This is a genomic window from Pseudomonas sp. L5B5 (assembly GCF_020520285.1).
GTDB lineage: Bacteria > Pseudomonadota > Gammaproteobacteria > Pseudomonadales > Pseudomonadaceae > Aquipseudomonas.
Genome location: NZ_CP084742.1, coordinates 1838374 through 1854814, shown reverse-complemented (window position 1 = coordinate 1854814; position 16441 = coordinate 1838374). Strand labels below are relative to the sequence as shown.

The following is a 16441-nucleotide window of genomic DNA, read 5'->3' as shown; positions in this document are numbered from 1 at the left end:
GTGGTCAGTGGCGTTCCAGGCGGGCGACTTCCTTGGCCAGCTGTTCGTAGGCGTTGTGCAGATCCTGGGGTTCGTTCTTGCCCGGATCGCGCTTGGCCAGCAGGGCTTTCATCTGGGGCAGCTTGCCTTCGGAGATCGCCGATTGAATCGCCACCCCATAGGGTGGAATCACGTGGTGCGGTGCATTGCTCATGGCGTGTGCCTTCCGTGGGGGATTGAGGGGACATGCTGCGGCTTCGGCAGCTTTTGCAGTTAAGCAGCGCCGTTGGAAAAGGCAGGCTAATGGCACATTGATTTTGTGGGTTTCCGACAGGTGGATTCACCGGGGCTGAACGGCTGTTTGCGGGGGCTTGGCTGGTGATTCCAAAGGGCGATAGGGGTCATTGCCCGGGGCAATAGCGGGCTGTTTTCCGAGGAGTGCCAAGCAGGACCTGGAGCCCGTTCTTGCGGCTCGAGCCGAGCCTGCGGCAGCGGCTACACGAAACGCATGTAGCCGCTGTCGAGCCTGCGAGGCTGCGCACGGGCGCGCGATGCGGTGTGCCAGGCAGCACCTGGGGCTGGTTCTTGCGGCTCGTGCCGAGCCGTGCGCAGCCTGCGGCAGCGGTTACAGGGTGATACCCAGGGCCTGCAATTGTTCCCGGGTCTGCTGCGCGTTGAGGTGGTGGATGGCGTGCCAGCCCAGCGCCCGGGCCGCGATGATGTTCGGTTCGTGGTCGTCGATGAATGCCAGTTCACCGGGGGCGATATCCGGCAGGTGGGCGCGGATGCGCTGCACGGTGGTGTGGTAGATCGGCGCATCGGGTTTGATCAGCCGTTCCTGGCCAGACACCACGATGTCGCGAAAACGCTGCAGGAAGGGATAGTTGTCCCAGGCGTGGGGGAAGGTCTCGCGGGACCAGTTGGTCAGGCCGAACAGCGGCATCTGCGCCTGGTGCAGGTCCTCCAGCAGGGCCACGCCGTCGTCCAGCTGCCCGCGCAGCATTTCGATCCAGCGTCCGTAGTAGGCCTCGATCAGCAGCCTGTGCTCGGGATGCTCGGCCACCAGGCTGCGGGTTGCCTCGGTCAGCGTGCGGCCGGCGTCTTGCCGGGTATTCCAGGCCTGGGTGCAGATGGTGTCGAGGAACCACTGGCGATGCTGGTCGTCGGGGATCAGTTGGCGGTACAGGTGATGGGGACTCCAGTCGAACAGCACGCCACCGAAGTCGAAAACCACAGCACGAATCGTCATGAACTTTTCCTGAAGCGATTGAGGGCCAGGTCGTCATCCTGCGGTGGCACGTGGCGCAATGCAATTTGTCCTGCGCCATTGGTCCGGTCGAGGGCACCCTGGCGGCGGTTTGCGATCCATCTCTGTATCCGTCATGCAGGCACCTGAGCAGGAGGAAGCCATGAGCACCCAGCCCCCCAGCGGTCCCCGTTCGTCCGAACATGCCACCGGCCGCCATGACCCCGGCTTCGATCCGGATTCGCCGGACCTGGCCGACCCCCAGGTCGACCCGGTAGGGCCGGCCCGGGCCCCCCTGGACCCGGCGAAGCCCGAACGCGAGCGCAAGCGATCCCGGGCCTACGACCCCCTGGCCAACCTGAAGAAGTGAGGTGCCGGTGGGCCGTTGCGCCGACATGTGGCAGTCGCCGCAGCGGTGTGCAGGTGTAAGGTGAACCGGCCAGCCCCAGGCTTGCTGACGAGAGGGAGGTGTGTATGAGTACGCCACTGCTGAACAAGCTGCAGATCAATGGCTATCAGGTACTGAGCGTCAATAACGGACCCTGGAAGGTCTGCACCCCGGGCGACCGGCTTGCCACCTTCGGCACCCGGGAAGAGGCCCTGGCCTTCGCCGCTGCCTTGCCGGTGCGCAAGGACCGGCCCAGGCCCACCGCACGATAGCTGACTGGCAACGAGAAGCCCCGGTTCGTCCGTAATGTCATTGTAGGAGCGAAGCTTGCTCGCGATGGTCTTCAGAGCGCCGCGTTTATCCAGTAAACACGCGCTACCGTTAACGACCATCGCGAGCAATCGAGCGTCGACCGGCTGCTCCTACAGGGGATCACCTCGCTTAAGTGAACAGCATTACGGTTCGTCCGGGGCTTTTTTGTGCCGAGCCCGACAAGCCCAGGCAGCGGGGCAATGCCTGGCCCTCCGTGTCGAAGGTGCCGCGCTACTTGATGACGCTCAACGGCAGGAGGATGAAGGCGACTGCCAGGATCAGCGCCCACACGGTCCGCAGGAACAGTTCATCGGCACTGTCGGCGGCAGGTCGCGGTGCGAGGCGGCGGTGCCCGAACAGGTACAGGCCACTGGCGATGAACAGGCAGACAATGCCCATCATGAAGTCCAGCTCCGACTCCTGGGGGCTGATGGCCAGGCTGCCATCGGCATCATCCGGGTAGTTGATCCGCCACCAGGCGCCCAGCAGCAGCGGCACCAGCCCGGCAAGGAGCCAGGCCAGGCGTGCACCGGGCACCCGGGTCAGCAAGGCCAGGATCAGGCCGATCAGGCACAGCACCCAGCCGAAGAGGAACAGCTGGAAGCCCATGGCCCCGCCGAACAGCGTGCCGCTGACATTCCGCGGGACCATCATCTGTACGTCGCAGAACAGCATCACGGACAGCGGCACGGCGACGGCGAACCAGCACAGGGGGCGGTAGAGCCACGACCACAGGGCAAACAGGCGAGACATGGGCACACTCATCAAGGTCTGGAAAGTCATTAAAAGAGACCAGGTTGGCGGTCAGTCGACAATCACGCGGGTGCCCGGGCCCAGGCACAGGCTCAACTGCTTGCCGGCCCGGTCGAAGGCGCAATAGGGCAGGGGCTTGCGGGTGATGGTCAGCAGCGGCGCAAGGATGAAGGCCACCGCGAGGATCAGCGCGCACAGGGTCCGCAGCGCCAGTGCCGTGGTGCTGGTAATCGGCCGGGGCCGGAGCCGCTGACGGCGCAACAGGTACAGCCCACTGGCGGCCCAGGCGAGGCCGAGCACCATCATGTAGTCCAGCTCCCAGTCCTGGATGCTGAAAATCAGGTTGCCGTCGGCGTCATCCGGGTAATTGATTCGCCACCAGGCCGCCAGTATCAGCGGCACCACGCCGGCGATCAGCCAGGCCAGGCGTGCGCCCGGCATCCGGATCAGCACGGCCAGGGCCAGGCCGAGGGTGCACAGGGCCCAGCCGGCGAGATTCAACTGCAAGTCGATGGCGCCGCCGAACAGGGTACCGCCGATGCTCCGGGGCGTGATCAGGTTCAGGTCGCAATGGATCTTCAGGGCCAGCGGTGCGGCCACGGCGACCCAGCATAGGAGGTGATAGAGCCGGAACCAGAGGGTGGACAGGCGAGGCATGGGCAAACTCGGCAAGGTCGAGAACAGGAAGAAAGAGGCCGGGGCGACGGTCAGTCGACAATCACCCGTTCCTCCGGGGTACCCAGCAGGCACGCGCTCAACTGCTCGCCGGCCTTGTTGAAGGCACAATGCGGCAGGGGCGGCTTGCTGGCACTGACCAACGGAGGGATGAAGAAGCCCGCCAGGAGCACCACCCACAGGATCCGTAGTGACAGTTCGTGGGCGTTGGCGTGGGGGCGTGGCTTGAACCGCTGCTGGCGCAACAGGTAGACGCCGCTGTAGACCAGGGCGAAACCGAAGGCCATCACATAATCCAACTCCCGGGCCTGGATGCTGAAGATCAGGTTGCCCTCTGCATCATCCGGGTAGTGGATTCGCCACCACAGGCCCAGCAGCAACTGCACCAGCCCGCCGGTGATCCAGGCCAGGCGGGCGCCGGGCACCCGGGTCAGCACGGCCAGGCCCAGGCACAGGACGCTGAGCGCCCAGCCACCCAGGTACAACATGAAACCCATGGAGCCGCCGAACAGGGTGCCGCCAACCTCCCGGGGAACGATCAGGTGCAGATTGCAACGGATCATGGTCGCCAGCAGCGCGGCGACGGCGATCCAGCACAGCGGGTAGTAGAGCCGGGACCAGAAGGTGTACAGACGGGACATGGGCAAACTCGAAGTGGCAGGTTCGCCCCCGGCCATGTGCGGCGCAGGGGCTGCGGGATTCATGCGTGTCGGGCAGGGCCTGGGTTGCTGCATAGGGGCAGTCAGCTGAAAAGCCGCAGCGTGCCAGCCCCGAACAGCAGCAGGGCCAGGCTGATGCCCACCAACGGGATGCGGAACCAGTAGCGCAGGGCCAGGAACCACAGTCCGGCAAGGAACGTCCCGCCGATATACAGCAGCCCCGGGGCCTGTTGCAGCAGGTCCGGATGCCAGCAGGCCAGGTAGCCATAGACCAGGCCGAACAGCATGGCCCCCAGGCTATGGCTGGCGTTGAAACCGACCCAGGCACGCCACAGGCTGGTCTGGCGGGTGATCATCGGCGATACCTGGCGCATGCGTTCGGCCAGGGCCGGATCGCGGGGTTGGAACTTGTCGGTGGCGAAGGTGTAGATCAGGTGCAGGCTGCCAAGCAGCAGCACGATGGCTGAGCCGGCGAGGAGCAGGGCAGGTGCCGACACGATTCGTCCTTGGAGGGTGGGCAGGGGCGCGGAGTATGCCGGGGCGCCGGGGATTTTGCACCTGCCTGTGTCGTGGGGTGGGGCAGGGCGTGGCGCGCCCTGCCCGGTGCGTCAGAACTGCGCGTCGGCGAGGCTGAACAGCGACGCGCTGCCGGCCCGGATGCTCTGTTCCAGGCCAAGGATGCGCGGCAGCAGGCGGCTGAAGTAGAAATCCGCGGTGCCCAGCTTGGCGCTGTAGAAACCCTCGTCCTCGGCCCGCTTGTGCCCGGCCACCTGGGCCATGCGCGCCCACAGGTAGGCATAGGCCACGTAGCCGAACAGCTGCAGGTACTCGACGCAGGCGCTGCCCACGGCGTTGGGGTTCTGTATCGCCTGCTCGCGCAGCCAGTCGCTGAGGTCTTCCAGGCGTTGCACGGCATCGAGCAACTGGGCGCTATAGGGTGCACCGGGAACGGCGGCGCAGGCGCGGATCTCGCCAGTGAACAGGCGCAGGGCCACGCCGCCGTTGGCCACCACTTTGCGTCCCAGCAGGTCCAGGGCCTGGATGCCGTTGGTGCCCTCATAGATCTGCGCGATGCGCACGTCGCGCACCAGTTGCTCCTGGCCCCATTCGCGGATGTAGCCGTGGCCGCCGAACACCTGCTGGCCCAGCACGCAGCTGTCCAGGCCGCTGTCGGTGAAAAACGCCTTGGCCACCGGGGTCAGCAGCGCCACCAGGGCTTCGGCGTTCTGCCGCTCATGGGGCTGGTCGGCGAACTTGGCCAGGTCCAGCTGCTGGCCGACGTAGCAGGCGAAGGCGCGGCCGCCTTCGGTCATGGCCTTCATCGACAGCAGCATGCGCCGCACGTCCGGGTGATTGATGATCGGGTCGGCCACCTTGTCCTTGGCCACTGGCCCCGACGGGGCACGGCTCTGCAGGCGCTCACGGGCATAGGTGCGGGCATTCTGGTAGGAGTTCTCGGCGCAGCCGATGCCCTGGATACCGATGGACAGGCGCTCGTAGTTCATCATGGTGAACATCGCCGCCAGGCCCTTGTTGGCCTCGCCCACCAGCCAGCCGCTGGCGCCGTCGAAGTTCAGCACGCAAGTGGCCGAGGCCTTGATCCCCATCTTGTGCTCGATGGAGCCGCAGCTCACGGCGTTGGCCTGGCCCAGGTTGCCGTTGGCGTCGACGTGGATCTTGGGTACCAGGAACAGCGAGATGCCCTTGGGCCCGGCCGGGGCGTCCGGCAGCTTGGCCAGCACCAGGTGGATGATGTTCTCGGTCAGGTCCTGTTCGCCGCCGGTGATGAACATCTTGCTGCCGCTGATGCGGTAGCTGCCATCGGCCTGGGGTTCGGCGCGGGTGCGGATGATCCCCAGGTCAGTGCCGGCATGGGCCTCGGTCAGGCACATGGAACCGGCCCAGCGGCCTTCGTACATCGGGGGCAGGTAGAGGTTCTTGAGCTCTTCGCTGGCATGGGCGTCGATGGCCAGGCAGGCGCCGGAGCTCAGGGCCGAGTACAGGGCGAAGCTGGAGTTGGCGGCGTAGAGCATTTCCTCGAACTGCACCGCGAGCATCTTCGGCATGCCCATGCCGCCATAGGCCGGGTTGCCGCTCAGGCCGACCCAGCCGCCCTGGATATAGGTGGCATAGGCTTCCTTGAAACCGGCCGGGGTCCGCACCTGGCCGGCGTGCCAGGTGGCACCTTCCTCGTCGCCGCTGCGGTTGAGCGGGGCGATCAAGTTGCCGGTGACCTTGGCCGCTTCTTCAAGGATCGCATCGGCGGTGTCGCCGTCCACGGTGTCGGCCAGGGCCGGCAGGCGAGCCCAGAGCTTGGGGGCGTTGAATACTTCGTGGAGGACGAAGCGCATGTCGCGCAGGGGAGCGTTGAATTCGGGCATTGCAAGGGTCCTCGAGCTGGGGGAGGAAGGGAAAGCACAGGTGGCATGGGATAAAACCCAAGGCCCCGCAGGCGCCAGGCCTGCGGGCCGCTGTCAGTTCAGGCTAGAGGTTTTTCGCCATGTCGCGCAGGACGAACTTCTGGATCTTGCCGGTGGAGGTCTTGGGCAGCTGGCTGAAGACCACGGTTCGCGGCACCTTGAAGCCCGCCAGGTGCTCGCGGCAGAAGGCGATGATCTGGGCCTCGCGCACGTCCTGGTGGTCGGCCTTGAGGGTGATGAAGGCGCAGGGCGTCTCGCCCCATTTTTCATCGGGCCGGGCCACCACCGCCGCTTCCAGCACCGCCGGGTGGCGATAGAGCACGCCTTCGACTTCGATGGTGGAGATGTTCTCGCCCCCGGAAATGATGATGTCCTTGAGGCGATCGCGGATTTCCACGTAGCCGTCCGGGTGGGTCACACCCAGGTCGCCGGTGTGGAACCAGCCGCCCTCGAAGGCTTCGGCGGTGGCGCTGGGGTTCTTCAGGTAACCCTTCATCACGGTGTTGCCGCGCATGAAGATCTCGCCGATGGTCTGGCCGTCCCGGGGGGTCGGTTCCAGGGTTTTCGGGTCGGCCACCATCACCCCTTCCAGGGTCGGGTAGCGCACGCCCTGGCGTGACTTGATCTGTGCACGCTGCTCCAGGGGCAAGGCGTCCCAGGCCGCGTGCCAGGCGCACAGGGTCACTGGGCCATAGACCTCGGTCAGGCCGTAGACGTGGGTGACCCTGATGCCCATTTCTTCCACGGCGCCGATCACCTTGGCCGGTGGCGCGGCCCCGGCCACCATGGCGTTGACCGGGTGATCGATGGCGGCCTTGGCCGATTCCGGCATGTTCACCAGGGCATTGAGCACGATGGGTGCGCCGCACAGGTGGCTGACCTGGTGCTCGCGGATCAGGTTGAGGATCTTCTGCGGGTCGACCCGGCGCAGGAACACGTGGACCCCGGCCAGGGCGGTGATGGTCCAGGGGTAGCACCAGCCGTTGCAGTGGAACATCGGCAGGGTCCACAGGTACACCGGATGGTTGCCCATGGCCCAGGTCATCTGGTTGCCCAGGGCGTTGAGGTAGGCGCCGCGGTGGTGGTAGACCACGCCCTTGGGGTTGCCGGTGGTGCCCGAGGTGTAGTTCAGGGCGATGGCCTGCCACTCGTCATCCGGCCACTGCCAGGCGAACTCCGGGTCGCCCTCGGCCAGGAAGGCCTCGTAGTCCAGGTCGCTGACCGGCTGCCCCTCGCCGTACTCCGGGTCGTCGAGGTCGATCACCAGCGGCGGGTGGTCGAGCATGGCCACGGCGGCCTGGATCACTTCATGAAACTCGCGGTCGGCGATCAGCACCTTGGCCTCGCCATGGGCCAGCATGAAGGCGATGGTCTCGGCGTCCAGGCGCACGTTGAGGGCATTGAGCACCGCGCCGATCATCGGCACGCCGAAATGCGCCTCGAGCATCGCCGGGATGTTGGGCAGCATCACCGCCACGGTGTCGTTCTTGCCGATCCCGCGGCCGGACAGGGCCGAGGCCAGGCGTCGGCAGCGGCTGTAGGTCTGGGCCCAGGTGCGACGGATCGAACCGTGGATCACCGCCGGGTAGTCGGGATAGACCGCGGCGGTACGCTCGATGAAGCTCAGGGGCGAAAGGGCGATGTGGTTGACGGCAGACGGCGCTAGGCCTTGCTCGTAGATGGACATGGTTCGGGCACCCGGTGGCTGATTGTTAGCTCTATTGACCGAGGAGCCTGCTGGAACCTCGGTGACTTATCCGGAGGCTTTTATATACTGTTTGCAGATAAATATGGAAGTAATACCTGAGTTGTATAGTATTAATACTATATATTCTTCCCTGATGCTTCATAGGTGCATCGATGATGCAAAGCTCTCCCCACTTGAGCCGCTGGCTGGGCCACGACCCGCAACCCAGCCTGCTGCTGGATGCCGAGGCCAGGCCCCTGGACTTCAACCCGGCCCTGCGCGACTGGCTGGATGATGCGCCAGTGCTTGATGTTGCGTCGCTGCTGCCGGTCAATCTGCCTGCCCTGGTCCGGGCCTGCCTGGACCAGCAACGAGCCATCGAGGACGTCGAAGCCCAGTGGGGCGAGCGTATCCTGCTCTGGACCTTTATCCCCGACCCCCTGCGGCATCACGTCCTGGCCCGTTGCCGCGAAGCCACGGCCCAGGTGCGGGCCGAACGCGAATCGGCCAAGGCCCGGCGCCTGTACCGACTGATCACCGAAAACACCACCGACCTGATTTCCCGTCATACCCCCGATGGCTGCTTCCTCGATGCTTCGCCTGCCTCCTGGACCTTGCTCGGCTACTGGCCCGAGGAGCTGCGCGGCCTGCTGGCCCGCAGCCTGCTGCACAGCCGGGGCCTGGCCGGGTTGATGCGGCGTGCCCGGGATGCCCTGGAGCAGGATGGCTACCACACCATGACGTTCCGCATTCGCCATCGCGAGGGGCATTACCTGTGGTTCGAGACCGCCTGCCGGGCGATCCGCGAGACCTATACCGGGGCCGTGGTGGAGGTGGTGGCGGTGTCCCGGGACATCACCGCCCGGGTCCAGGCCGAAGAGAACAAGCGGCGCCTGGCCGAGGTGGTGGAGGCCAATCCCGACCCGGTGCTGTTCGTCCAGCCCGCCGGCAGCGTGACCTACCTCAACCCTGCCGCCCGACGCACCCTGGGCCTGGAGCCAGGGCAGGCACTGCCGGCGCTGTCGACGATGCTTTCCCCGGAGGTACTGCAACGCTTGCAGGCCGAGGGCTGGAGCCTGGCCCAACGTACCGGTCGCTGGAGCATCGAGACGCGCCTGCAACCGCTGGCAGGGGGCGCCTCGGTGCCGGTGTCGCTGATGCTCCTGGCGCATCGCGCGGCCAGTGGCGAGCGTTTCTATTCCCTGGTCGCCCATGACCAGAGCGAGCGCGAACTGCGCGAGGCCCAGCAGCGCCATCACCAGGACGAACTGGCCCATACCGCGCGGCTGGTGACCCTGGGCGAGCTGGCCTCGGGCATCGCCCATGAGATCAACCAGCCGCTGGCGGCGGTGGTCAACTACGCCAACGCCAGCCAGCGTTATTTGCACAATCTTGGCCAGCAGCCCCAGGCCGCGCAAAAGGTCGCCCAGGGCCTGGAGCGCATTGTCGAGCAGGCGACCCATGCCGCCGAGGTGATCAAGCGCCTGCGGGGTTTCCTGCGCAAGGGCGGGCGCCGGGTCCAGGCCCTGGACATCGCCGAAGTGGCGCGGGAAACCGTGCGCCTGTGTGCCTGGGAGGCCCAGGCCTGCCAGGTGGTGATCGACCTGCAACTGGCCGATGACCTGCCGCCGGTCCATGCCGACCGGGTGCTCCTGGAGCAGGTGCTGCTCAATCTGTTGCGCAACGCCATCGAGGCCAACCGCGAGGTGCATGGGCAACAGGCTTCGCAGATCATCCTGGAGGCCGTGGCCAGTGCCGAGGGCGGGGTGCTGATCAGTGTCAGCGACCAGGGCCCCGGTGTCTCCGAGGTCCAGTTGCCGCAGCTGTTCACGCCGTTCTACACCAGCAAGGCCAATGGCCTGGGGCTGGGCTTGTCCATGAGCCGCAGTATCGTCGAGGGTTTCGGTGGCGACTTGCAGGCCCGGCCCCAGGCCATTGGCCTGCGCATGGATTGCCGGCTGCCGGCCACGGCCCCGGTCGAGGCCGATTCATCCACTTCCCCGAACACAGGAGCAAGGTCATGACGAGTGCAACGCAGCAGCTGGTGTACGTGGTGGACGACGATCCGGCCATGCTCGACTCCACGGTCTGGCTGCTGGAGTCGGTGGGCCTGGCGGCCGTGGCCTTCACCAGTGGCCGCGAGTTCCTCGAGCATTGTGACCCGAGCCGCAATGCCTGCGTGCTGCTGGATGTGCGCATGCCCGGCATGGGCGGGTTGAACGTCCAGGAAGAGCTGCGCCAGCGGGATATCGACCTGCCGCTGATCTTTGTCAGTGGCCATGCCGACGTGCCTATCGTGGTCCGCGCGTTCAAGGCCGGGGCGGTGGACTTCATCGAGAAACCCTACAACGAGCAGCTGTTGCTGGACAGCGTGCAGCAGGCCCTGAACCGCGGCGGCAACCGCCAGCGCCAGAGTGCTGGGCAGGCCCGGGTGCTGGAGCGCCTGGAGAGCCTGACGCCACGGGAAAAGGATGTGCTGCTGCCGCTGGTGCAGGGCTATGCCAACCGCGAGATCGCCGAGCAATTGGGGGTCAGCATCAAGACCATCGATCTGTACCGCTCGCGCGTGATGAAGCGCATGCAGGCCGAGCATCTGCCGGAGCTGGTGGGCATGGCCATCGCCGCCGGCCTGGTGGATCCGCTGCAATTGCGCTGAAGCCTGGCCTCAGGCCACGGCGCTGTGGCTCGGGCTGGTGCCCAGCAGGCGTTCGATGGCGCCGCTGAGCAGGCTCTCCAGCAAGGCTTCGCGCTCGCGTTCGCCCAGGGGTTGCCCCTGGAACCAGCTGGGGGCGGTATTGAGCAGATTGGCCACCGCATGGGCGGTGGCCCGACGCGCCGCTTCTCCTTGCCCGGCAGGCGCGCCCAACAGCTGCAACAATTGCTGTTCGTAGCCTTCGCGCAATTGCTCGACGCGCAACTGCTGGTCGGGGTTCAGGCAGCCGCTGTCGCGCTCCACCAGGCGAAAGTGCCGTGGCAACTCGCGGTGCAGCTTGAGGTGGGCGCGGATCAGCGCCGCCAGGCAGCCGCCCGAGAGCTTGCGCCGCTGCAGGCGCTTGAGGGTGCCCTGCAGCTCGTCGAAGAACTCCTCGATCAGGTCCAGCAACAGGTGCTGCTTGCTCGGGTAGTGGTGGTACAGCGACCCCGGCGTCAGGCCCAGGTGGCTGGCCAGCTCGCGCATGCCCACCTGGCCGAAGCCCTTGCTGGCGAACAGCTCCAGGGCCTTGTCGCGGCTTTCGGCAAAGCGTGAGCAACGCTCAGCCATAGGTATGGAAACCACGGCCGGTCTTGCGGCCCAGGTAACCGGCGGCGACCATTTCCTTGAGCAGCGGCGCGGGGCGGTACTTGCTGTCGTTGAAGCCGTCGTAGAAGGCTTCGAGGATCGCCAGCAGGGTGTCCAGGCCGATCAGGTCGGCCAGGGCCAGCGGGCCGATCGGCTGGTTGCAGCCCAGGCGCATGCCGGCGTCGATGTCCTCGGCGCTGGCCAGGCCTTCCTGGAACACCAGGATCGCCTCGTTGATCATCGGCACCAGGATGCGGTTGACCACGAAACCCGGGCGGTTGCCGGCGGTGATCGCGGTCTTGCCCAGGCGCTGGGCCATGTCCATGGCCAGGGCATGGGTCGCATCGCTGGTCTGCAGGCCACGGATCACCTCGATCAGGCCCATCACCGGCACCGGGTTGAAGAAGTGCAGGCCGATGAAGCGTTCCGGGGCGCTGACGCTGGCCGCCAATTGGGTGATCGACAGCGACGAGGTGTTGGAGGCGATCACGCACTCGGGGCTGACCTGGGCGGCGATCTGCTGCAGGACCCGAAGCTTGAGGTCGAGGTTTTCGGTGGCCGCCTCGATCACCAGCTGGACTTCCTTGAGCGTGGCATAGTCGGTGCTGATGCGAATGCGGGCCAGGGCGGCGAGCTTCTGCTCTTCGCTCAGGCCGCCCTTGGCCACTTGCCGGTCGAGGTTCTTGCCGATGGTGGCCAGGGCCTTTTCCAGGGCGCCCTGGGCGATGTCCAGCAGGGTCACGTCAAAGCCCGCCTGGGCACAGACCTGGGCAATGCCGTTGCCCATGGTGCCGGCGCCGATCACACCGATGTTCGCAAGATTCATCTTCAGCTCTTCCTTTGTTCGTTGCCTTCGCGGAGCATGGCGGCCATGCCTTGCACGGCCCATTGTCGAGCGCGAGTCTAGGGCCCCTGCAGGGGGGCGGACTATGCCGAAAGCGGTCAACCGTGCTGGCGTTTTTTGCCACAGCGGCCATTGCCGGAGGACAGCTGCCAGATGCGTGACACCGATTCGGTCGCGGCCTATTACCTGCGGGTCATGACCCACGCCCTGCAACAGCGACCGCAGCGCCTGGCAGCCCTTTTGAGCGAGGCCGGGATCGATCCTGCGCTGCTCGAACAGCCTCGGGCGCGGGTGCCCGGCAGTGCTTTTGCAGCCCTGTGGCTGATGCAGATCCGCGAGCTGCAGGACGAGTTCTTCCAGCTCGACTCCCACGGCCTGCCGCCAGGGGCCTTTGCGCTGATCTGCCGCGGGCTGATCCAGGAGCCGAACCTGGAGAAGGCCCTGCGCCAGTGCCTGGGCAACTTCGGCCTGTTCCTGCAAGACCTGCGCGCCAGCCTCAGTGTGCGTGGCAAGCGTGCGGTGATCAGCCTCGAGAGCCGGGGGGGTGATCCGTTACGGGCTCATTACGCCGAGGAAACCCTGCTGGTGCTGATCATCAGCCTGCTGTGCTGGCTGGGTGGCCGGCGAATCCCCATCGACCGCGCGGATTTTCGCCATGGCCGCCTCAGCCTCGACGACGACCCGTTGCTGTGGGGCAGCAACCTGACCTGGAATGCCGGGCGTACCGAGATCGAGTTCGCCAGCCGCTTGTTGCGCCTGCCAGTGGTCCAGGACCTGGCCTCGCTCAAGGTGTTCCTGCGCAGTGCGCCGCAGTGGCTGGTGATCCGTTTTCGCAATCAGCACGGCCTCACCACCCAGGTGCACCAGCGCCTGCGCGCAAGCCACTACAGCCAGTGGCCGACCCTGGAAGCCTTCGCCCGGGAATTGCAGATGAGCCCGAGTACGTTGCGCCGGCGCCTGGAGCGCGAAGGTGGCGCCTATCAGGAAATCAAGGATGAGGTCCGTCGCGCAGTGGCGGTGGACCTGTTGCGACGGTCGTCGGTCAGCATCGGCGAGATCGCCGAACTCACCGGGTTCCAGGAACCCAGCGCTTTTCATCGAGCGTTCAAGAAGTGGATCGGGGAAAGCCCTGGTCGCTACCGTGCGCGGTTCCAGCCCGGCGCCCCTGGGGCGGGATAGCCGCCAGGGCACAGGCTCCCTGACGGTGCGGCGGGGGTTACCGGCTGCGGTTGTTTTGCGCAGACACCAGGATCACCACCGCGTCGAGCAGGGCTTCCTGGCGTTCGGGAGCGAAGCGCGCAGGCTCCATCGGCTGGACCATCTTCCAGCCGTCGCCCATGGCGCAGATCTGGTCGGCCAGCAACTGGGCATCGATATCGTCGCGGATGTCGCCCTGGGCCTGACCCTTGGCCAGCATCGTGGCAAACGACGAGCGAAAGCAGGCGTAGCGGTGCTGGAAGATATCGGCCAGGGACTGCTCGTGGCGGGCGTGGGTCAGCAGGTGGAACAGGGCCGCGAGCAAGGCGTTGGCCTCACCGCCCTTGCCCCAGCTCAGCCAGCTGGAAATGATCGTCTTGATGTCCACCCGCGGCTTGGCGGCTTCGCGGGCGAGCATGGCGTCGAACTGGTCGAACAGATCCTGCGCGGCAGCGGCGATCATCTCTTCCTTGTTGGCGAAGTAGTAGGTCACCGCGCCGGTGGTGCAGTTGGCATATTGCGCGACGCGCCGCATGGAGGTGCCGATGTAGCCTTCCTGGGCCACCACGGCGACCACCGCCTTGAGCAGCTCTGCGCGTTTCTCCTCGTGGTTGCCCAGGGGGCGCCCTCGTCGTGCGGGACTGCCGGATTTGCCGCTTGCTGCCATGGATGGGGGGAGTCGAGAGTCATGCATAGGAATGGAGGGAATCTTTGGATTGCCTGTCGGGGGAAGAGGACTTCCTTGTGAGCCGCCAGCATAGGTAATTTCCTGGCCAAAAGCATCCGCGACCAATGGACGAAACCACCCGAATCCAGGGTGAAGATTCCAGGGTGGAGCGGTCCGTGCCAGGCCGTCGATCCAGGTCGCCGGTCCTCATGCCGGACTGCGTCCGGGCATCTGGATGCCGTGTTGCTGGACTCGGCGATACAGGGTCGCCCGCGAGATGCCCAGGGCCTTGGCCGCCGCCAGCGGTTTCCAGCGGTGACGCACCAGGGCGTCGAGCAGGGCCTGGCGCTCGGGGCTGGTGACGGTTTGCGGGGCGGGCAGGGTGCCTGGGGTTGCGGCGCCACGCAGTTGCTCGGGCAGGTCATGCAGCTGGATCAGTGGCCCTTCGCATACCGCACAGGCATAACGCAGCACATGCCGCAGCTGGCGCACGTTGCCTGGCCAGCGGTAGCCCAGCAGGCATTCCAGGGCCTCGTCGCCCAGTTGTACCGGCGCGCCACAGCGCTTGGATTCCTCTTCGACAATCCGGGTGATCAGCGCCAGCCGGTCGCTGCGTTCGCGCAGGGGCGGCAGTTGAAAACGCGCGCCGCCCAGGCGGAAATACAGGTCCTCGCGAAAGCTGCCTGCGGCCACCAGCGCTTCCAGGTCGCGATGGGTGGCGCAGATCACCTGGATGTCCACCGACTTGCGCTGCGCGGCGCCTAATGGTGCCACTTCACCCTCGGCCAGCACCCGCAGCAGGCGACTCTGCAAGGCCAGGGGCATGTCGCCGATTTCATCGAGGAACAGGGTGCCGCCATCGGCCTGTTGCAGCAGGCCCTGCATGCCCTTGCTGGAGGCGCCGGTAAAGGCTCCGGCGACATAACCGAACAGTTCGCTCTCGATCAGGTTTTCCGGGATGGCCGCGCAGTTCACCGCGACAAAGGGCCGGTCCCGGCGCTGGCTGGCCTGGTGTAACTGGCGGGCGAAGACTTCCTTGCCGGAGCCGGTCTCGCCCTGGACCAGCACCGGCAGGTGGCGGTCCTTGACCCGCACCGCCAGGCGCAGGCTCTGCTCCACCCTGGGGTCGAGTACCTCGCCAGCCAGTGTCAGGCGTGGGCGGCTGGGGCGCAGCCGGGGGGCTTGCAGGCGTCCGTGCAGTTCAGCGTTCAGCGGCCACAGTGCCTGGTCCCGGGCGCGGTGCAGCAACTGGGCATCGAACACTTGGCCGATATGCCGGGGCAGTTGCCCGTGGCGCCGTAGCAGGTAGTGGCGCGCCGCCGGGTTCAGTGCCTGCAGGCAGCCGTCGTCGTCCCAGGCCAGCAGCAAGTCCGGCTGGCTGTCGACATAACCCGGGCTGGCATGGGCTCGCAGCACCCAGTAGCCCTGGGCGCTGCTCATGAAGAACGCCTGCTCGATCTCCCGCGCGCTCTGCACCACCATCTGCCGGATCAGGTGCTGGGAACGGCGGTCGTCCGGAGAACGTACCGCCGACACATCCAGCACCCCCAGCAGTCCGCCCTGGGGATCGAACACCGGGGCGGCGGAGCAGGTCAGGCCGATGAATGCAGCGCGAAAGTGGTCGCGCTTGTGCACCGTGACTGGCGCGCGGGCAGTGAGCACCGCCGCCACGCCGCAGGTGCCTTCTTCACCCTCCGACCAGCAGGTGCCCAGGTACAGGCCGGCCTTGCGGCAGTCGTTGCGCAGGGTGGATTCCACGCGGTAGTCGATGGTCTGGCCCTGGGCGTCGGTGAGCAGCACGCAGTAGTCGGCCTCGCGCACCCGGCCGTGCAGGCGGGCCACCTCTTCACTGGCGATGCGCAGGAACAGCTCGGAACGCTCGCGGCATTCCTTGAGCACGTTTTCGGACAGGATGCGCGGCCCCTGCAGCGAGCCGGGGTCCAGATGGTGCTGCTCCATGGAGCGGCGCCAGGAATCGAGGATCAGGCTCGGCACCGGCGCCTGGGGCAGGTGCGCGGCGTTTTTCAGGACCCGGCTGACGCAGTCCACATGGGCTTTTGAATGTGCGGAAAGCATGAAGGCCTCCGGTTGCAGCTTCTTATCGTTGTGCACGCATTAAGCGCCGATCCGCGCACCTGGACAAGCACCGGCTGGCCCGGCGGTGGGGTTGAGACGCAACGTCTCAGGGTCTTGCCAGGGCGCCGTGCAGCCTGACATGCGATGTCTCAGCCATGGGGTTTCCCGGCACCCGGGCAGGAGCGCAGAAACCGCTCTGCGATGGGCCTTTTCACGACTTTATCGACAACTGGCACTGGCCTTGCTCTGGCTCCTGGC

At 66.3% G+C, this 16441-nt stretch carries 17 protein-coding genes; 5 read left to right on the top strand and 12 right to left on the bottom strand.

Annotated features, from left to right (window positions below):
- Positions 1-4: 4 nt before the first annotated feature.
- Positions 5-193, bottom strand: coding sequence for a DUF1843 domain-containing protein (locus tag LGQ10_RS08405; protein ID WP_058436643.1), 189 nt, complete (start codon positions 191-193; stop codon positions 5-7).
- A 411-nt stretch (positions 194-604) separates the two neighbouring features.
- A complete protein-coding gene (locus tag LGQ10_RS08400) occupies positions 605-1228 on the bottom strand; it encodes an HAD family hydrolase (protein ID WP_226525279.1) in 624 nt (207 codons plus the stop codon).
- A 160-nt stretch (positions 1229-1388) separates the two neighbouring features.
- Between LGQ10_RS08400 and LGQ10_RS08395 the strand changes: the two genes are divergently transcribed.
- Both LGQ10_RS08395 and LGQ10_RS08390 read left to right on the top strand, forming a co-directional pair.
- A complete protein-coding gene (locus tag LGQ10_RS08395; RefSeq protein WP_058436645.1) occupies positions 1389-1595 on the top strand; it encodes a DUF6021 family protein in 207 nt (68 codons plus the stop codon).
- 104 nt (positions 1596-1699) lie between these two features.
- Entirely contained in the window at positions 1700-1885 is a 186-nt protein-coding gene (locus tag LGQ10_RS08390; RefSeq protein WP_058436646.1) for a hypothetical protein, read from the top strand.
- 271 nt (positions 1886-2156) lie between these two features.
- On the opposite strand, the gene LGQ10_RS08385 is transcribed toward LGQ10_RS08390, so the two are convergent.
- The 6 genes from LGQ10_RS08385 to LGQ10_RS08360 all read right to left on the bottom strand — a co-directional run bounded on the left by LGQ10_RS08385 (position 2157) and on the right by LGQ10_RS08360 (position 8119).
- Positions 2157-2678, bottom strand: coding sequence for a hypothetical protein (locus LGQ10_RS08385; protein WP_226525278.1), 522 nt, complete (start codon positions 2676-2678; stop codon positions 2157-2159).
- A gap of 51 nt (positions 2679-2729) precedes the next feature.
- The gene (locus LGQ10_RS08380) at positions 2730-3335 is read right to left on the bottom strand and encodes a hypothetical protein (RefSeq protein ID WP_226525277.1); all 606 of its coding nucleotides are present in this window, start codon (positions 3333-3335) and stop codon (positions 2730-2732) included.
- A 50-nt stretch (positions 3336-3385) separates the two neighbouring features.
- Entirely contained in the window at positions 3386-3994 is a 609-nt protein-coding gene (locus LGQ10_RS08375; RefSeq protein ID WP_058434233.1) for a hypothetical protein, read from the bottom strand.
- A gap of 101 nt (positions 3995-4095) precedes the next feature.
- Positions 4096-4509: an LIC_13387 family protein gene (locus LGQ10_RS08370; RefSeq protein WP_058434231.1), complete on the bottom strand. Its 414-nt coding sequence runs from the start codon at positions 4507-4509 to the stop codon at positions 4096-4098.
- 111 nt (positions 4510-4620) lie between these two features.
- Positions 4621-6393, bottom strand: coding sequence for an acyl-CoA dehydrogenase C-terminal domain-containing protein (locus tag LGQ10_RS08365; RefSeq protein WP_058434230.1), 1773 nt, complete (start codon positions 6391-6393; stop codon positions 4621-4623).
- A gap of 103 nt (positions 6394-6496) precedes the next feature.
- On the bottom strand, positions 6497-8119 hold the full coding sequence (locus LGQ10_RS08360) for an acyl-CoA synthetase (protein WP_226525276.1): 1623 nt from the start codon (positions 8117-8119) through the stop codon (positions 6497-6499).
- Between the two features lie 176 nt (positions 8120-8295).
- Between LGQ10_RS08360 and LGQ10_RS08355 the strand changes: the two genes are divergently transcribed.
- Positions 8296-10143, top strand: coding sequence for a PAS domain S-box protein (locus LGQ10_RS08355; protein ID WP_413247592.1), 1848 nt, complete (start codon positions 8296-8298; stop codon positions 10141-10143).
- Positions 10140-10775, top strand: a complete 636-nt coding sequence (locus tag LGQ10_RS08350) for a response regulator transcription factor (protein ID WP_058434227.1) — start codon at positions 10140-10142, stop codon at positions 10773-10775. Before LGQ10_RS08355 ends, LGQ10_RS08350 begins: the two co-directional genes overlap by 4 nt.
- Before the next feature lie 9 nt (positions 10776-10784).
- Here the strand turns inward: LGQ10_RS08350 and LGQ10_RS08345 are convergent, their stop codons facing one another.
- Together LGQ10_RS08345 and LGQ10_RS08340 are read right to left on the bottom strand one after the other, a co-directional pair.
- The gene (locus tag LGQ10_RS08345) at positions 10785-11381 is read right to left on the bottom strand and encodes a TetR/AcrR family transcriptional regulator (RefSeq protein ID WP_226525274.1); all 597 of its coding nucleotides are present in this window, start codon (positions 11379-11381) and stop codon (positions 10785-10787) included.
- Entirely contained in the window at positions 11374-12225 is an 852-nt protein-coding gene (locus LGQ10_RS08340) for a 3-hydroxybutyryl-CoA dehydrogenase (protein WP_226525273.1), read from the bottom strand. Before LGQ10_RS08340 ends, LGQ10_RS08345 begins: the two co-directional genes overlap by 8 nt.
- Positions 12226-12396: 171 nt before the next feature.
- Between LGQ10_RS08340 and LGQ10_RS08335 the strand changes: the two genes are divergently transcribed.
- Positions 12397-13422, top strand: a complete 1026-nt coding sequence (locus tag LGQ10_RS08335) for an AraC family transcriptional regulator (RefSeq protein WP_226525272.1) — start codon at positions 12397-12399, stop codon at positions 13420-13422.
- A 37-nt stretch (positions 13423-13459) separates the two neighbouring features.
- Here LGQ10_RS08335 and LGQ10_RS08330 read toward each other — a convergent pair whose 3' ends face one another.
- The gene (locus LGQ10_RS08330) at positions 13460-14107 is read right to left on the bottom strand and encodes a TetR/AcrR family transcriptional regulator (protein WP_226525271.1); all 648 of its coding nucleotides are present in this window, start codon (positions 14105-14107) and stop codon (positions 13460-13462) included.
- 207 nt (positions 14108-14314) lie between these two features.
- Entirely contained in the window at positions 14315-16183 is a 1869-nt protein-coding gene (locus LGQ10_RS08325) for a sigma-54-dependent Fis family transcriptional regulator (protein ID WP_226525270.1), read from the bottom strand.
- Between the last annotated feature and the right edge of the window lie 258 nt (positions 16184-16441).